Annotated in this window: 12 protein-coding genes and 1 pseudogene; 3 read left to right on the top strand and 10 right to left on the bottom strand. The window is 70.1% G+C overall.

Features of this window, described 5'->3' with window-relative positions:
• Positions 1 to 187: 187 nt before the first annotated feature.
• Together ACPEH8_RS12325 and ACPEH8_RS12330 are read right to left on the bottom strand one after the other, a co-directional pair.
• Positions 188 to 730 carry a GNAT family N-acetyltransferase gene (locus ACPEH8_RS12325; RefSeq protein WP_017355296.1) on the bottom strand — a complete coding sequence of 181 codons (543 nt, stop codon included), beginning with the start codon at positions 728 to 730 and terminating at the stop codon, positions 188 to 190.
• Positions 731 to 865: 135 nt separating this feature from the next.
• The gene (locus ACPEH8_RS12330) at positions 866 to 2,842 is read right to left on the bottom strand and encodes a UvrD-helicase domain-containing protein (protein WP_017355295.1); all 1,977 of its coding nucleotides are present in this window, start codon (positions 2,840 to 2,842) and stop codon (positions 866 to 868) included.
• 126 nt (positions 2,843 to 2,968) lie between these two features.
• Here ACPEH8_RS12330 and ACPEH8_RS12335 point away from each other — a divergent pair, with 126 nt between their 5' ends.
• Positions 2,969 to 3,700 carry a sel1 repeat family protein gene (locus tag ACPEH8_RS12335; RefSeq protein WP_037590935.1) on the top strand — a complete coding sequence of 244 codons (732 nt, stop codon included), beginning with the start codon at positions 2,969 to 2,971 and terminating at the stop codon, positions 3,698 to 3,700.
• A gap of 40 nt (positions 3,701 to 3,740) precedes the next feature.
• Positions 3,741 to 4,361, top strand: a complete 621-nt coding sequence (locus tag ACPEH8_RS12340; protein WP_017355293.1) for a thymidine kinase — start codon at positions 3,741 to 3,743, stop codon at positions 4,359 to 4,361.
• 32 nt (positions 4,362 to 4,393) lie between these two features.
• On the opposite strand, the gene ACPEH8_RS12345 is transcribed toward ACPEH8_RS12340, so the two are convergent.
• From ACPEH8_RS12345 to ACPEH8_RS12370, 6 genes are all read right to left on the bottom strand, one after another.
• Entirely contained in the window at positions 4,394 to 5,995 is a 1,602-nt protein-coding gene (locus ACPEH8_RS12345) for a glucan biosynthesis protein (protein WP_136005714.1), read from the bottom strand.
• A gap of 48 nt (positions 5,996 to 6,043) precedes the next feature.
• Positions 6,044 to 8,896, bottom strand: coding sequence for a serine/threonine-protein kinase (locus tag ACPEH8_RS12350; protein ID WP_153165473.1), 2,853 nt, complete (start codon positions 8,894 to 8,896; stop codon positions 6,044 to 6,046).
• Positions 8,897 to 8,959: 63 nt separating this feature from the next.
• Positions 8,960 to 9,526: an ECF-type sigma factor gene (locus ACPEH8_RS12355; RefSeq protein WP_017357607.1), complete on the bottom strand. Its 567-nt coding sequence runs from the start codon at positions 9,524 to 9,526 to the stop codon at positions 8,960 to 8,962.
• A gap of 80 nt (positions 9,527 to 9,606) precedes the next feature.
• Positions 9,607 to 10,419 carry a bifunctional DNA-formamidopyrimidine glycosylase/DNA-(apurinic or apyrimidinic site) lyase gene (mutM, locus tag ACPEH8_RS12360; protein ID WP_017357606.1) on the bottom strand — a complete coding sequence of 271 codons (813 nt, stop codon included), beginning with the start codon at positions 10,417 to 10,419 and terminating at the stop codon, positions 9,607 to 9,609.
• A gap of 43 nt (positions 10,420 to 10,462) precedes the next feature.
• On the bottom strand, positions 10,463 to 10,789 hold the full coding sequence (locus ACPEH8_RS12365) for an EF-hand domain-containing protein (protein WP_017357605.1): 327 nt from the start codon (positions 10,787 to 10,789) through the stop codon (positions 10,463 to 10,465).
• 42 nt (positions 10,790 to 10,831) lie between these two features.
• Positions 10,832 to 12,034: a DesA family fatty acid desaturase gene (locus ACPEH8_RS12370; RefSeq protein ID WP_136005718.1), complete on the bottom strand. Its 1,203-nt coding sequence runs from the start codon at positions 12,032 to 12,034 to the stop codon at positions 10,832 to 10,834.
• 148 nt (positions 12,035 to 12,182) lie between these two features.
• Between ACPEH8_RS12370 and ACPEH8_RS12375 the strand changes: the two genes are divergently transcribed.
• Positions 12,183 to 13,013, top strand: a complete 831-nt coding sequence (locus ACPEH8_RS12375; protein WP_423666900.1) for an ABC transporter ATP-binding protein — start codon at positions 12,183 to 12,185, stop codon at positions 13,011 to 13,013.
• A gap of 59 nt (positions 13,014 to 13,072) precedes the next feature.
• Here ACPEH8_RS12375 and ACPEH8_RS12380 read toward each other — a convergent pair whose 3' ends face one another.
• On the bottom strand, positions 13,073 to 14,281 hold the full coding sequence (locus tag ACPEH8_RS12380) for a DUF4785 domain-containing protein (RefSeq protein ID WP_312710781.1): 1,209 nt from the start codon (positions 14,279 to 14,281) through the stop codon (positions 13,073 to 13,075).
• Between the two features lie 10 nt (positions 14,282 to 14,291).
• A pseudogene (locus tag ACPEH8_RS12385) lies at positions 14,292 to 15,153 on the bottom strand (hypothetical protein).
• Positions 15,154 to 15,284 lie beyond the last annotated feature (131 nt).

Genomic DNA, 15,284 nt, shown 5'->3' on the forward strand with positions numbered 1-15,284 from the left:
ACAGCGCGGTCGGCGTGTCGGACAGCGCGGTCGGGGTGTCGGACAGCGCGGTCGGGGTGTCGGACAGCGCGGTCGGAGTGTCTGGCAGCGCGGTCGCGGTGTCGGGCAGCGCGGTCGGAGTGTCTGGCAGCGCGGTCGCGGTGTCGGGCAGCCCGCCCGACCCTGCCTCCGTGCCGGGCTCAGGGAGTCATGACGCCACCACCGCCGGGGCCCCTGGCGTGGCGAACAGCAGCACCACGTTGCCACCGTGCGGCGGCGGCAACAGCAGGTCGCCGCGATCTTCCATGCCCAGCTTGCGCAGCAGGGCGGCCGACCGCAGGTTGTCCGGCGACACGATGCCGTACAGATCGGCGTGGTGCAGCACATCGCGCGCGTAGTGCATCACCCCGCGCGCGGCCTCCAGCGCGTAGCCGTGGCCTTCGTACGGCGAGAGCAGTGCGTAGCCGATATCCGGCGCGGGCAGTCCGTCGCGGCGTACCAGCCCGGCATTGCCCAACCATGCGCCGTCGCTGCGACGGATGATGGCGTACATGCCAAAGCCGTTGAGGGCATAGCTGCCCAGCACGCGCTCGGCGGTGTAGTCACGCGCCTGCGCCAGGGTACGCACGCCGCGGTCGGCGATGTTGCGGATGAACCCCGGTTCGTTGAGCAGGGCCAGCATGTCGGCCGCATCATGGTCGGGGTCGATCAGGCGCAGGTGCAGGCGGTCGGTCTGGATCACGGCGGACATGCGGGTCACTGCGGAGGAAGATGCCCCGATTGTGCAATGCGCGCCCCGAACACGGTAGCGCCGGCCCCTGGTCGGCTGCTGTTCGCCCCGGCCGGCGGCAGCCGACCAAGGGTCGGCGCTGCGCGACGCGCGTGGTCAGTCGAACAAGGCCTGGATCGCCGCCAGTCCTGCACTGGCGCGCTCTTTCTTGCGTTCGGCATCGGCGACCGGATCGGCACCGTCGCGCTGCATCTCCTCGGCCGGGATCTCCTCGAAGAACCGGCTGGGCTTGAGCCGCACGTGCTCGCCGAACTTGCGCGTGAGCTTGCTGTAGCTCATCCACAGCTGCACCTTGGCGCGGGTGATGCCCACGTAGAGCAGGCGGCGCTCTTCCTGCAGGTTGCCCTCGTCGAGACTGACCTGGTGCGGCAGCACGCCGTCCTCGCAGCCAACGATGAAGACGTACGGAAATTCCAGGCCCTTGGACGCATGCAGGGTCATCATCCGCACCTGGTTGCCGCCATCGTCCTTGTCGTTGCGCGACAACAGCGCCAGCTGCGCGGCCAGGTCGGCGGTGGAAGCACCGCGCGGGCCGCCTTCGAACCACTGCGCCAGCTCTTCCAGGTTGGCCAGACGGCGCTGGTACACCGATTCTTCCTTGCAGGCGCTGCGCAGCTCGGAGACCAGCCCCGACTCCTTCACCAGCCGCCGCACCAGGTCGCCGGAACTGAGCTGCGGCATCTGCGCGCGCAGGTCGCGCAGGATGTCGGTGAAGCGGCTCAGGCCGTTGGCCGCGCGCGGCGGCAACTGCGACAGCGCGCCGATCGCCTCGGCCGCATGCGCCATCGGCAGGTCCTTCTCCGACGCCAGTTCGGCCAGCTTGGCCAGCGTGCCGGCACCCACTTCGCGCTTGGGCGACTGCACCGCGCGCATGAACGCCGTATCGTCGTCGGGGTTCACCAGCAGGCGCAGCCAGGACAGCGTGTCCTTGACCTCCTGGCGCTCCAGGAACGCGGTGCCGCCGGTGATGTGGTACGGCGCGCGCACCAGTTGCAGCGCCTTTTCCAGTGGCCGCGACTGGAAGTTGCCGCGGAACAGGATGCAGAAATCACTCCAGGGAATCTGCTTGGAGGTGGCCAGGTAGGATATCTCCGCCGCCACCTTCTCCGCTTCGTGCTCGCTGTTGCGGCACTCCCACACGCGGATGCGTTCGCCGTCGGCCTGGTCGCTCCACAGCTTCTTGAGGTGCTCGTGCGGGTTGTTGGCGATCAGCGCATTGGCCGCGCGCAGCACGCGGTTGGAGCAGCGGTAGTTCTGCTCCAGCTTGATGATCTCCAGCGCCGGGTAGTCGCGCGCCATCTGCTGCAGGTTTTCCGGATTGGCACCACGCCACGCGTAGATCGACTGGTCATCGTCGCCCACGCAGGTGAAGTTGCCCTTGCTGCCGGCCAGCTGCTTGAGCAGCCGGTACTGCGCATCGTTGGTGTCCTGGCATTCGTCCACCAGCAGGTAGCCGATGCGTTCGCGCCACGCCAGGGCGATCTCCGGGTTCTCTTCCAGCACCTGCACCGGCAGGCGGATCAGGTCGTCGAAGTCGACCGCGTTGAACGCGGAGAGGCGCAGCTGGTATCGCTCGTAGACGCTGGCCGCTTCCTTCTCGCGGTTGCTGCGCGCGGCCGCCATCGCCTGCTCCGGCGAAAGGCCGGCGTTCTTGGCGCGCGAGATCAGGTTCTTCACGTCTTCGATGTCATCCGGCTTGGCGCCGTACATCAGGTCCTTGACCTGCGAGGTGGCATCGTCGGCGTCGAAGATCGAGAAGCCGCGCTTGAGCCCGACCGAGGCATGCTCGATCTGCAGGAATTTCAGCCCCAGCGCGTGGAACGTGCAGATCGTCACCTCGTCGGCGTCTTCGCTGCGCAGGCGCTTGGCCACGCGTTCGCGCATTTCCTTGGCCGACTTGTTGGTGAAGGTGATGGCCGCGATGCGCCGCGCCGGATAGCGCTTGCTGGCGATCAGCTGGCCGATCTTCTCCACGATCACGCGCGTCTTGCCGCTGCCTGCGCCCGCGAGCACCAGCAGAGGACCTTCGCAGTGCAGGACTGCCGCGCGTTGGGGAGGATTGAGACCGTGCATGCCGACTCCGGGGGAGGGGCATTGTAGCGGGCCGCGCCGGTGCGGCGGCGGCCGGGGAGGATTGACCTGCGCGCGCGCCCTGCGCTATTGAGGGGGGGGATCATGTGAAGCAGGACACGGGGCGTCATGAGGGGATGCATTGCAGGGGGCCGGGCCGTGCTGCTGGGCGCGGTACTGTGCGGGCTGGTGGGTGCCGCCGCCGCTGCGGAGGCCGACGCGCCTGTCTTCGACCCGTGGGCCGCCGACGTGCTGGGCTCGGAGACGTTCCTGGCCTCGCACCCGGACATGCGCTATCGCAAACTGGGCAACGAAGCGATGCAGGGCGGGCGGCCCGAGCAGGCGCGGAGCTATTACCGGCGGGGTGCGCGCTACGCGGACAAGCTGTCGCAGGCGGCCCTGGCCGAGCTGCTGTGGAACGGCGTGGGCGGGCCGGCCGACCGCGCGGCCGCCTATGCCTGGATGGACCTGGCCGCCGAGCGCGGCGACCGCTTCCTGCTGGTGCATCGCGAACGCTACTGGGCCGCGCTGGACCCGGCCGAGCGCGACCGGGCGCTGGTGGAAGGCCAGGCGCTGTACGACACCTACGGCGACGCCGTGGCCAAGCCACGCCAGGAGCGCGAGATGCGCCGCGGCCGCAATGAGGTGACGGGCAGCCGGCTGGGCTGGATCGGCGCGCTGAAGATGACCGTGCGCGGCGAGGACGGGCAGCAGCAGGCCATGCCGGTGGACCGCTTCCTGCAGGACCGCTACTGGGAGCCGGCGCAGTACTGGCACTGGCAGGCCCAGGCGATGGAGCAGATGCAGCGCGCCGGCACGGTGGAGGTGGGGCCGGCCACCGGTGTGCCACCGGCCGAGTGACGCCGGCGGCGGCACCGGCCATCTGCGGATAAAATGCGGCATGGCCAAGCTCTACTTCTACTATTCGGCGATGAACGCCGGCAAGACCACCACCCTGCTGCAGTCGGCGCACAACTACCGCGAGCGCGGCATGCGCGTGGCCATCCTGACCCCGCGCCTGGACGACCGCGCCGGGCGCGGCGTGGTGGCCTCGCGGATCGGGCTGAAGGCCGATGGTGTGGCCTTCGACCGCGATACCGACCTGCAGCGCCTGATCGCCGCGGACATCGCCGCAGGAGGACCGCTGGGCTGCGTGCTGGTCGATGAGGCCCAGTTCCTCACCCGCAGCCAGGTCTGGCAGTTGAGCGAAGTGGTCGATGAGCTGCGCATTCCGGTGCTGTGCTACGGCCTGCGCACCGACTTCCGCGGCGAACTGTTCGAGGGCAGCCAGTACCTGCTGGCCTGGGCCGACGAGATGCAGGAGATCAAGACCATCTGCCACAGCGGCAAGAAGGCGACGATGACCGTGCGCGTGGACGAACACGGCCATGCCGTGCAGGACGGCCCGCAGGTGGAAATCGGCGGCAACGAACGCTACGTGTCGGTCAGCCGCGCCGAGTTCAAGAAGATCACCCGCGGCGAAGGCCGCATCGATCCGATGCAGGCCCCGCTCCCGCTGTGACGGTGGGGAGCCGGGCAGAGCCCGGCTCTACGTCAATAGAGCGTGCGTTCCGGTGCGCCCACCGGCGGCGGGCTGTACTGGTACAGCCAGGTTTCGGTCAGCGTACGGCCGCCGCTGCGCAGGTACAGGCGGATGTCGATCTGCTGGGTGCTGTCGTCCGGCGGCACCACGTCGAACATCGCACGGTAGCCCTTGATCTCGCGCAGCGGGCGCGCCGAGACGATCTCGGTGCGGCCACGGCTGACCTGCACCACCGCTTCCACCTCGGCCTTGTCGATCAGCGCAGCCAGCTCGCCACCTGCGAAGTCCACGGCGAAGCGCCAGGAGAAGTACTCGCGCTTCTTGCCGATCACGCCGCCCAGGCCGGTGCGGCTGTCCACGCAGTGCGCCATCGGCGGTCGTGCCGGCGGCTGCGCGCCCCAGTACAGCCGATAGCCCAGCAGCAGTTCCTGCCCTGGCTGCGGCTTGGCGTCGGGGTTCCAGAACGCCACGATGTTGTCGAAGGTTTCATCCACGGTGGGGATTTCCACCAGCTGCACCGAGCCCTTGCCCCATTGGCCCTTCGGCTCCACCCACAGGCACGGGCGCTTCTCGTAGAACACGCCGTCGTCCTGGTAATGGTCGAAGTTGCGGTCGCGCTGGAGCAGGCCGAAGCCGCGCGGATTGTTGTCCACGAACATGTTGAAGCGCAGCTGCGCCGGGTTGCACAGCGGGCGCCAGATCCACTCGCCGGCGCCGGTCCACATCGACAGGCCATCGGTGTCGTGGATTTCCGGCCGCCAGTCCCAGGCCATGCGGCGGTCGTTCTCGCCCACCTGGTACATGCTGGTGCACGGGGCGATGCCCAGCCGCTCGATCGCCTTGCGCGGATACAGCGCGCAGTCGATGTCCATCAGCAGCACATCGCCGTTGGTGATGGCGAAGCGGTAGGCGCCGGCAACGCTCGGCGAATCCAGCAGCGCATACACCACCAGGGTGTTGGAGTCGGCGGCCGGCTGCTCCAGGTAATAGGCGATGAAGTCCGGGAATTCCTCCGGACGGCCCATGCCGGTGTCGATCGCCAGGCCGCGCGCCGACTGGCCGTACTGGCCTTCCCTGCCCACCGCGCGGAAGTAGCTGGCACCGAGGAACGCGGCGAAGTCGCGGTCGGTGTCCTGGCGGGTGTTGAGGCGGAACCCGGCAAAGCCGAGGTCGGGCGGCAGGTGGCTGCCCTTCAGGCCGCTCTTGCCGTAGTCGAACGCGGCCGGGTCGTAGGCCAGTTCCTGGGCGGTGCCATCCACCACGTCGTACATGCGCACCGGGGAGTGGAAGTACAGCCCGAGGTGGAAGAACTTGGCCTGGTACCTGCCGGGCTGGTCGGCCCAAAGGGCGTGGTCCTGGCGGTAGCGGATGGACTGGTACTGGTCCCAGTCCAGCGCTTCCAGCGGACCCGGCAGGGTGCGCTTGTGGCTCTGGTAGGCCGCCTGGGACAGCGCGCGCGCCTGGCCCTTGAGGGAGGCGAAGTCGAACGGCTGCGGCTTGCCGAGGCGGCGCAGGCCGACCTGGTTGCCCTGCGCGGCGCAGGCCGGCAGCGCGGGCAGGCCGGCGGCAGCCAGGGCCAGGGAAGCGGTGCGGATGAAGTCGCGTCGTTGCATGCAGGCAGCGATGGCAGGAAAGGGCCGGCCATCATAGGCAGGCGAACGTTAATTCGCCGAGGTGGACGCGGCGGAGCGTTCAGCCACGGCCAACGAGGGGCAGGCCTGCTGCGCCTGCGCCAGCTCGTGCGCCATCGCACCGCCCTGCGGCTGTTGCCGGCGTACATCGGCCTGCAGCGCGGCCAGCGCCTGGCGGCCGCGCTGCGGCGCCTCGCCGCAGGACAGCAGCGCCAGCGATGCGCGTGCCCGCCAGCGCCGCTGCCGGGTATCGGGCTCCTCGCCCGGGAGCTGCGCAAGCGTTTCCAGCACGCGTCGCGCTTCCACGTCCTGCCCCATGCGCATCAGATTCCGCGCCCAGGCCAACTGCAGCTCCTGCTGCTGCGCCACTGCGACCGTGCCGGCCGGAGCAATGCGCCGCATCAGGCTGATCAGCCGCTCACCGGCCTGACGCGGGTCGCCCTGCGCGCCGATGATGCCGGCCATCGCCTGGTCGGCCTGCAGCACCAGGGGGTCCAGCTCGCCGCGCTGCGCGGCCTGCCACTGCCGCCCTTCATGCAGGGCCGCCAGCGCCTCCCGCCAGCGGCCGCTGGCGGCCAGCGCCGTGCCCTGGTCGTAGAGCCCCTGCGGCAGCAGGCGCACGCAGTCCGGCTGGCGCCAGATGGCCACGGCGTGAGCGAAGTCGACCTCGGCTGCGGCGCTGTCGCCGCGCTCCAGCGCCAGTTGCCCCATCGCGTGCCAGGTCAGGCCGGTATCGCGGTGCTGCTCGCCCAACGCCTGTCGGGTCAGCCGGTGGACCTGCTGCAGCGTCGCTTCGGCCTGGTCCAGGTCGCCGCGCTGCATTGCCACTACCGCGCGCAGGCGTCGGATCGACAGGGTTTCCGGATGATCCGGTCCGTACAGGTTGACCGCGGCCGCCCAAGCCAGGTGCAGGGTCCGCTCGGCGCCGTCCAGGTCGCCCTGCGCGGCCAGGGTTTCGCCGAGGTGACGGCGCAGGGTGATCAGCTGCGGGTGGCGCCCGCCGACGCGGGTCTGCAGCAGCTGCAGGGCCTGGCGGTAACCTGACAACGCGGCCTGCGCATGGCCTTCGTCGCTGTCCAGCGCCGCCAGGTCGGACAGACTGTCGGCGGTGGCCACCACATCGCGCAGCACATCGCGGCGCAGCGCCAGTGCCGTGGTGAAGGCGGCACGCGCCGGGGCGCGGTAGCCGAGCAGCTGCTGGCAGCGCCCGAGCTGGGCGTGGTATTCGGCCACCAGCGTCGGCATCTGCAGGCGCTGCTGGCTGGCCAGCGCCTGCATCGGCAACAGGTGGGCCACGCAATCGCGCGAGCGGCCGAGCATGCGCAGCGCGCGTCCGCGCTGGGTAACCGCCTCCAGCTGCAGCGCCGGCGGCACCTCCTTGACCTGCTCCAGCAGAGCACGCTGGCGATCCAGCGTCTGCAGGGCCAGCTGATAGTCGCCCAGGCCGATCCGCAGGCGGCCGATCACGCCCTCCAGGTCGGCCAGCGACAGCGGCTGGTCGGCCAGCTCCACTTCGCCGCGCTGCTGCCCGGTGGCCAGCAGCTGGCGCACATCGAAGCTGCCGTGGCGCACGCCGGCAGCGCGGTCGAACAGTCCCACGGTGAAATCCTGCATGGCCTGCGCGCGGGCGATCTCGCGGCGCGCCTGCTGCATCTGCCAGAGCGCCAGCACCGCCAGCGCGATCAAGGCGAGCACGCTGACCGTGCCCAGCCCGACGCCCCAGCGGTGGCGGCCGATGTACTTGCGCAGCCGGTACAGCGTGCCCTGCGGGCGGGCGTGGATCGGGCGACCCTCCAGAAACCGGCGCAGGTCCTGCGCCAACGCCTCGACCGAGGCATAGCGCTGGCCCGGCTCCTTCTGCAGCGCCTTGAGCAGCACCGTGTCCAGATCGCCCCGCACCCGCCGTGCCAGCCGCCGCAGCGCCGACCCGGCCGCGCCGCCCTCGCCGGCCCGGCGCAGCAGCAGGCTGGACGCGCGCGGCGCACTGACCTCCATGATCGACCGCTCCCACTCGGCGTCGCTGTGCCGGCGCAGGCGATACGGCTTCTGCCCGGTGACCACCTCAAACAGCACGACGCCCAGCGAGTACACATCGGTCAGCGTAGTCACCGGCGCGCCGCGTACCTGCTCGGGCGCGGCGTAGTGCAGGGTGAACGCGCGCGCCTCGGTGGGCGGGTGCACCGGGGGCTCGCCCTCGTCGGCATCGAGCAGCTTGGCGATGCCGAAATCCAGCAGCTTCACCTCGCCCTCGGCGGTGACCAGAATATTGGAGGGCTTGAGATCGCGGTGCACGATCAGGTTGGCGTGCGCGTGGCTGACCACCGCGCACACCTGCAGCATCAGCTGCAGGCGGCGTTCCAGCGGCAACTGCAGGCGCTGGCAGTAGTCGGTGATCGGCTCGCCTTCGACATACGCCAGCGCCAGGTAGGGCTGTCCCTGCAGGTCCATGCCGGCGTCCAGCAGCTCGGCCAGGTGCGGGTGCTGCAGGCGGGCCAGGATGTCGCGTTCGCGGCTGAAACGCTGGCGCAGCCCGGGGTCGGCATAGCCGCTGCGCAGCAGCTTCAGCGCCACCTGGCGCTGGTACAGCCCGTCGGCGCGTTCGGCCAGCCACACCTCGCCCATGCCGCCCTGCCCGAGCGGGCGCAGCAGCCGGTAGGGCCCGACGAGGGTGCCGACACGGCTGTCCTCCGGCGCGGCGGTCCACAGCGGCTGGGCCATGAACTCCTCGCTCTCGCGCTCGTGCACCAGCAGCCGCGCCAGGTCATCGGCCAGGCTTGGATCCTCGGCGCGAAGCTGCGCCAGCCGCTGCGCACGCTGTGCGTCGGTCAGGTCCAGCAACGGATCCAGCAGCGACGACAGCCGCCGCCAGCGCGAAGCCTCCATCGATCCCCTCCCGCCTGCTGACTGCCTACCCGCGCCGCCACGCGGGGCCCGGATGCCGCTGTGCTAGTCCTCGCGGACCGAGGCCAGCAGGAACATCCGTGCCTTCTGCCAGTCGCGCCGGATGCTGCGTTCGGACCGCTGGCAGAGCTCGGCGATTTCCTGCTCGGACAGGCCGGCGAAGTAGCGCAGCTCCACCACCCGCGCAAGGTGCCCATCCACCGCCTGCAGGCGCGCCAGCGCCACGTCCAGCGCCAGCAGGTCCTCGTCCAGGCGCACGCCGCTGCTGCTGTTTTCGGGAATCTCGGCAACGCGCTTGAGATCGCCGCCGCGCTTGCGCGCGAGCCGGTTGCGGGCGTAATCCACCACCACGCTGCGCATCGCCGAGGCAGCATAGGCGAAGAAGTGCGCGCGATCCTCGAAACGGGCGGCGCCGCGCGCGCCCAGCAGCTTGAGGTAGGACTCATGCACCAGCGAGGTGGCGTCCAGGGTGCGGTTCTGCTGCCCGGCCAGCTGCCGCCGCGCCATGCTGTGCAGCTCCTGGTACAGCAGGGTCAGGACCCGGTCCAGCGCGGCGCGGTCGCCCGCGCGGGCCGAGTCGAGCCATACGGTGATATCCGCGCTTTCGTTCATCGCACACCCCCGCCGGTGACGTTGGCCGGACTATAGCGCCCCGGGAGAGACGGCCGCGAGACGATGCGGCGATGGCCGGCTCAGCGTTGGCAGTGCCCGCACCAGACGCTGGCGCGCTGGCCGATGGTGGCGTGGCGCAGCGGCCGCCCGCACTGGCGGCAGGGTTGGCCGTCACGGCCGTAGACCAGCAGCTCCTGCTCGAAGTAGCCCGGGGCGCCGTCGGGGTTGATGAAGTCGCGCAGGGTGGTGCCGCCGCGGGTGATCGCGTGGCCGAGGATCTGCTTCACCGCCGTGGCCAGGCGCTGGTACCGCTCGCGGGAGATGCGCCCGGCCTCGCGCAGCGGGTTGATGCCGGCCATGAACAGGCTCTCGGCGGCGTAGATGTTGCCCACCCCCACCACGATGCCCTGGTCCATCAGGAAGGTCTTCACCGAGGCGCTGCGGCCACGGCTGCGCTGGAACAGGTAGTCGCCGTTGAATTCGTCGTCCAGCGGCTCCGGGCCCAGCCCGGCCAGCAGTTCATGGGTCTCACCGGCCGGCTGCCAGAGCAGGCTGCCGAACCGGCGCGGGTCGTTGAAGCGCAGCAGGCGGCCGTTGTCCAGGCTGATGTCCACGTGGTCGTGGGCCCGCACCGGGGTATCGCCGGGCAGCACGCGCAGGCTGCCGGACATGCCCAGGTGCAGCAGCGCGCTGCCGATGGCCGTGTCCAGCAGCAGGTACTTGGCGCGGCGGCGGACGCCGTCGATGGCCTGGCCCGGCAGCAGCGCGGCGATCTCCGCCGGGATCGGCCAGCGCAGGTCCGGCCGGCGCAGGATCACGCCGTGCACGCGGCGGCCTTCCAGGTGCGGCGCCAGGCCGCGACGGGTGGTTTCGACTTCGGGAAGCTCGGGCATGCGCAGATTCTAGCGAGCCCCCGCCCGCTGCGGACGGGCTGGTTCAGCGCGGCGGCGCGGCCAGTTCCTTGGCGCTCAGGTACCCGTCGCCGTTGGCGTCCTGCCTGTGGAAGCGCTCGATCAAGGTCTGGCGCTGCTGTTCGCGGGTGATCGGGCTGCCCTTGCCGCCCGGCAGCTCATCGCGGGTCAGCACGCCATCGCCGTTGCGGTCCATGCGGTCGAACGCATACAGCATCCACTGCACGTACTCTTCCACGCCGACCTTGCCGTCGCCATCGCTGTCCATGCGCTGCAGGTAGCTGCCGGTGTCGGACACCTGGGCCTGGGCGGCCGCGCTGGCGAGCAGCAGCAGCCACGAAAAACGCCGCACGGGGCGGCGTTTTTCGGCTGACGGGTGAACACGGTGCACGGTTCAGTGCGCCGTCAGTGCGTAGCCCTTCAGGCGCGCGGCATAGTTCTGCAGCGCGGCGATGCCACTGGCCTCGGCCTCGTGGCACCAGGCCTGCAGCAGCTTCAGACGCTCGGCCGCGTCGTTGCCACGCGCTTCCAGCAGGGCCGCCAGACGGGCGCGGTGCTCGACCAGCACGCGGATGCGCGGACGCTGATCGACCCAGGTGCTGAGCTGGGCACGGCAATCGGGCTTGAGCCAGCGACCGTCGTTGACCAGCCCACGGCGCATGCGGCGCGGCAGCAGCTTGCGCAGCTTGGCGCCGGCCATCGCGGCCTCCTCGCGCAGCGCCGGCACGAATACGTTGCGCTGGTAGTCGGTCATCGCCTGGAAGCGGTGCGACAGCAGCGCCTTGAGGGTTTCCGCATCCGGCACGGCGATGTTCGGACGTACGTCCATGCTCGGCGCCACACGCAGCACCTTGGCCAGGCGCAGCGCCTGCAGACCGCGGATGGCGGCCCAGCCGATGTCGAACTCCCAACGGCGCATCGAGAAGCGGGCCGAGCTGGGGAAGGCGTGGTGGTTGTTGTGCAGCTCTTCACCGCCGATCCAGAACGCCCACGGCGTCAGGTTGGTGGAGGTGTCGGCCGACTCGAAGTTGCGGTAGCCCCACCAGTGGCCCAGGCCATTGACCACACCGGCGGCCCAGAACGGGATCCAGGCCATCTGGATCGCCCACAGCGCCACGCCGGGCAGGCCGAACAGCACGCTGTTGATGACCAGCAGCGCGACCGGCCCCAGGTTGGCGTGCGGGGTGTACAGGTGGCGCTCGATCCAGTCGTCGGGCGCGCCGCGACCGTACTGCTCGATGTCCGCGCGCATGCCGCGGGCCTCGCGGTACAGCTCCACGCCGCGCCAGAACACCTTGCCGATGCCCTTGGTCACCGGGCTGTGCGGGTCTTCATCGGTTTCCACCTTGGCGTGGTGCTTGCGATGGATCGCCACCCACTCCTTGGTGATCATCGAGGTGGTCAGCCAGGTCCAGAAACGGAAGAAGTGGGCGATGACCGGATGGAAGTCCACGCCGCGGTGGGCCTGGCTGCGATGCAGGTACAAGGTGACGGCGAAGATGGTCAGCTGGGTGAACACCAGCAGCACCAGCGCCATGCCCCACCAGCCAAGGCCGACAACACCGCCGGTCAGGAAGTTGAGGAGCGTATCGAACATCGCAGGACTCCGGGCCGCAGCGGCCAGCAAGGAAACGGGTACACCTCCGGACATGATGGGGCCTGACGTTGCAAACTTCATCCATCCGGTGCGATTTTTACGGCGTCATTCAGTTCAAACCCTCCTTCGTGAGCATGCCCCCGCATTCATGACAGTTGCCGCCTCTTCCCCCTCCCCGTTGTCCACCACCCCGCTGATCGAACTGGACCGCGCCTGCGTGATCCGGGGCCAGGTGCGGGTGCTGCACGAGCTCAGCCTTCGCATTGCCCAAGGCCAGCACACCGCGCTGCTCGGCCCCAATGGCTGCGGCAAGTCGTCCTTCATCAAGCTGATCACCCGCGAGCTGTACCCGCTGGCCCACGGCGACGGGACGGTGGCCGTACGCGTGCTGGGGCAGAACCGCTGGCAGGTGGACCGGCTGCGCTCACAGCTGGGCATCGTTACCGGCGACCTCAGCAGCTCGCTGGCCGACATGCCCGGGCTGACCGTCGAAGAGGCCGTGCTGTCGGGGTTTTTCGCCAGCTTCGTGGTGCCGGCCTTCCGTGAAATCACCGAGGACATGCGCGCGCGGGTGCGTGAAACGCTGACCATGACCGTCGCCCTGCCCCTGCTGCAGCGCCGCTATGCCGAGCTGTCCGCCGGCGAGACGCGGCGGGTGCTGATCGCCCGTGCGCTGGTCAACCGCCCGCAGGCGCTGCTGCTGGACGAACCGTCCACCGGCCTGGACCTGGTGGCGCGCCAGCACCTGATCGCCACCATGCGGGCGCTGGCTGCCCAGGGCATCACCCTGGTGCTGGTCACCCACCACATCGAAGAGGTGATTCCGGAGATCGAGCGGGTGGTACTGCTGCGCGCCGGCAGGATCGTCGCCGACGGCAGCCGCGCCGCGCTGCTGCGCGATGCACCGCTGTCGGAGGTGTTCGGCGGCCCGATCCAGGTAGTGGAGCAGGACGGGCGGTTGAGCGCGTTCGCCGGCTGACCCGGCACCCGCAGGAGGCGCCCACAAGGGGGCGGGGCCCTTGCCCCGCCCCGCCGTCCTCAGAACGTCAACGCCCGCGCCCGCGATTCGATCGGGGCCATGCGGCTCTGGTCCTGCAGCTGCAGATCACGCAGCTCGAACGGCGCCGCATAGCCACGCGGCAGGGCCACACTGGCGAACGGCAACCGCAGCTCGGCAGTGCCCGGTGCGTCGAACCAGGCCGCGCTGTGCGCCTGCGCCACCGGCCGCAGCTGCCCATCCGGGCCGGTGGCATACAGCGTCCCGCGCGCCTCATAGCGCCCCGGCGCGCCGATCTGCAGCGGCAGGCGCACGGCGCGGGCCGTCGGGTCCGCCTCGGCCTGGCCGCTGAAACGCGCGGTCGGCTGCGCGACGGCGAAGGCGACCTTGGCATCGCGCTGCACGCCCCTGGCGCCGACGAAGGCCTGCAGCTCCCACAGGCCCTGGACCGTGCCGACGTCCTGCGGGATCGTCACCTGCGCCTGCAGGCCGTCCCTGCCGGCCACCAGCGGTACCGGCCAGCTGCGTCCATCCGGTGCCACCAGCAGCGCCTCGCCCGCAGCCGGCAGGGCCCGCGTGGTGGAGCGCCCCGCCGCCAGCGCGGTGCTGCCGCCGTCGTCCTGCAGGCGTGCGCTGACCACCACGCGGCCACCGGCCAGCACCTGCTGGCGGTCGGCCTGCAGGCGCAGTGCAATCGCGCTGTTGGGTTCCAGCACCTGCACCACGTAGCGCCCCTGCGCCTGCGTGCTCTGCAGTCGGTAGCTGCCCACTGCGGCGCTGCCGCCGGTACGCACCATCGCCGTGCCGGTGCCGGCGGGCATGCCGGTGGCGCGCAGCTGCCCGGCATCCACGATACGGTCCACGGCCAGCGCACCGGTCGGGTCACGCACCTCCCACTGCTCGGGTCGCAAGACCCGTGCGCCCTGCACCGGACTCACCTGGATCACCGCATCCGGTGCGGTCAACGGCAGCGCCACGCCCCGCTGCAACGCGGCGGCGTCAACGGTTTCCCAGTAGCTGCGGCTGAGCGCGGCCTGCGGCGCCGGCGCTGTGAGCGGCTGGGTCGGGTCCAGTGCCCAGGCGAAGCTCAGCGGTGCGCGTTCACCCGCCTCGTCAGGCAGCGCGGCGCGTTCCACGCGCGGGGCCACCTGGTCGCTGCTGCGCGCCGGCAGCAGCGGTTGTGCAGCCTGAAGCGGCGCGGCCAGTACGGCGGCGGCCACGGCCACCACGATCGTCAGTCTTGCAGTCATGGTGTGCTCCTCACAGGGTCAGGTCATTGCGCAGGATCGTGCCCAGGCCGAAGCACTCGCGGCGGCTCTGGTTGTGGCTCAACGGCTCGGCGCCGTTGGTGCGCTGCTTGTCGGTGAACCAGGTGGTGCCGGCAGCCTTCTGGCTGCTGCACTCCAGGAAGCCGTCCGAGCAGCTGTTCAACCAGTTCTGGGTGAACTCCAGCCCCACGTTCTGCGCGTAGCCTCCGCAGTAGCTGTTGCTGTCCCATACCGCCGACTCCACATCCGAGCCGACCACCGCGCGGAACGGCCTTGGGCAGCGCCGGGCGCCCGGCCGTGCCGTACAGGTTCTGTGCGTTGTAGGTGGCCATGTGGCCCACCTGCTGCTGGCGGACCGCGTCGTTGGTGTACCCGAGCAGCCAGCCCACCGAGGTTTCAAAGGTGTTGCCGTTGAGGACCGCATCGGCCAGCGGCGTGCCCGCCGAGGAGGGCGCCAGCGCGGTGACCTTGCTGACCGTCTGGATGATCTTCGGATAGCGGCTGTCATAGGTGGGGTTGGACAGGATCCAGCGCACCACGTTGCCGCCGTTGGAATGGGTGATCACCACCAGCCTGGTGATGCCTTTGCCGTTGATGAAGGTGGTCAACTGCCCGGCCAGGCAGCCGGCGGCCTCGGGCTTCCACATGTACTGGGTGAAGTCGCAATTGATGACGGTGTAGTTGGCGCTGTTCGGCAATCCCAGCCGTACCGTGTCGATGATGCCGGGCTGCCAGTAGTCGGCTCGCGCATCGGTCTGCGCGCCCGTGCCGTGCACGAACGCCACCCCCACCACATCCGCTGCCTGCGCACCGCCGCACGCCAGCATCAGGCCCACGGCCAGGCCGACGCCCATCCTTCCTGCGTTGCTTCGCATCCGTTGTCTCCCATGTCAGGTGATCCCCCTGGTTCCAGCAGCGGTTCACTATCGAATGCAATGATCGACATTCGCATGACAAGTGGCCGTGCCTTCGGCGGAAGCTATGC

The organism is Stenotrophomonas sp. NPDC077461 (assembly GCF_049545475.1).
In the GTDB taxonomy this organism is placed as follows: domain Bacteria; phylum Pseudomonadota; class Gammaproteobacteria; order Xanthomonadales; family Xanthomonadaceae; genus Stenotrophomonas; species Stenotrophomonas nematodicola.

Coding starts and splice junctions, on each gene's coding strand:
- ACPEH8_RS12325 (WP_017355296.1), bottom strand. CDS start 730: ATGTCCGCCGTGATCCAGACCGACCGCCTGCACCTGCGCCTGATCGAC.
- ACPEH8_RS12330 (WP_017355295.1), bottom strand. CDS start 2,842: ATGCACGGTCTCAATCCTCCCCAACGCGCGGCAGTCCTGCACTGCGAA.
- ACPEH8_RS12335 (WP_037590935.1), top strand. CDS start 2,969: ATGAGGGGATGCATTGCAGGGGGCCGGGCCGTGCTGCTGGGCGCGGTA.
- ACPEH8_RS12340 (WP_017355293.1), top strand. CDS start 3,741: ATGGCCAAGCTCTACTTCTACTATTCGGCGATGAACGCCGGCAAGACC.
- ACPEH8_RS12345 (WP_136005714.1), bottom strand. CDS start 5,995: ATGCAACGACGCGACTTCATCCGCACCGCTTCCCTGGCCCTGGCTGCC.
- ACPEH8_RS12350 (WP_153165473.1), bottom strand. CDS start 8,896: ATGGAGGCTTCGCGCTGGCGGCGGCTGTCGTCGCTGCTGGATCCGTTG.
- ACPEH8_RS12355 (WP_017357607.1), bottom strand. CDS start 9,526: ATGAACGAAAGCGCGGATATCACCGTATGGCTCGACTCGGCCCGCGCG.
- mutM (WP_017357606.1), bottom strand. CDS start 10,419: ATGCCCGAGCTTCCCGAAGTCGAAACCACCCGTCGCGGCCTGGCGCCG.
- ACPEH8_RS12370 (WP_136005718.1), bottom strand. CDS start 12,034: ATGTTCGATACGCTCCTCAACTTCCTGACCGGCGGTGTTGTCGGCCTT.
- ACPEH8_RS12375 (WP_423666900.1), top strand. CDS start 12,183: ATGACAGTTGCCGCCTCTTCCCCCTCCCCGTTGTCCACCACCCCGCTG.
- ACPEH8_RS12380 (WP_312710781.1), bottom strand. CDS start 14,281: ATGACTGCAAGACTGACGATCGTGGTGGCCGTGGCCGCCGCCGTACTG.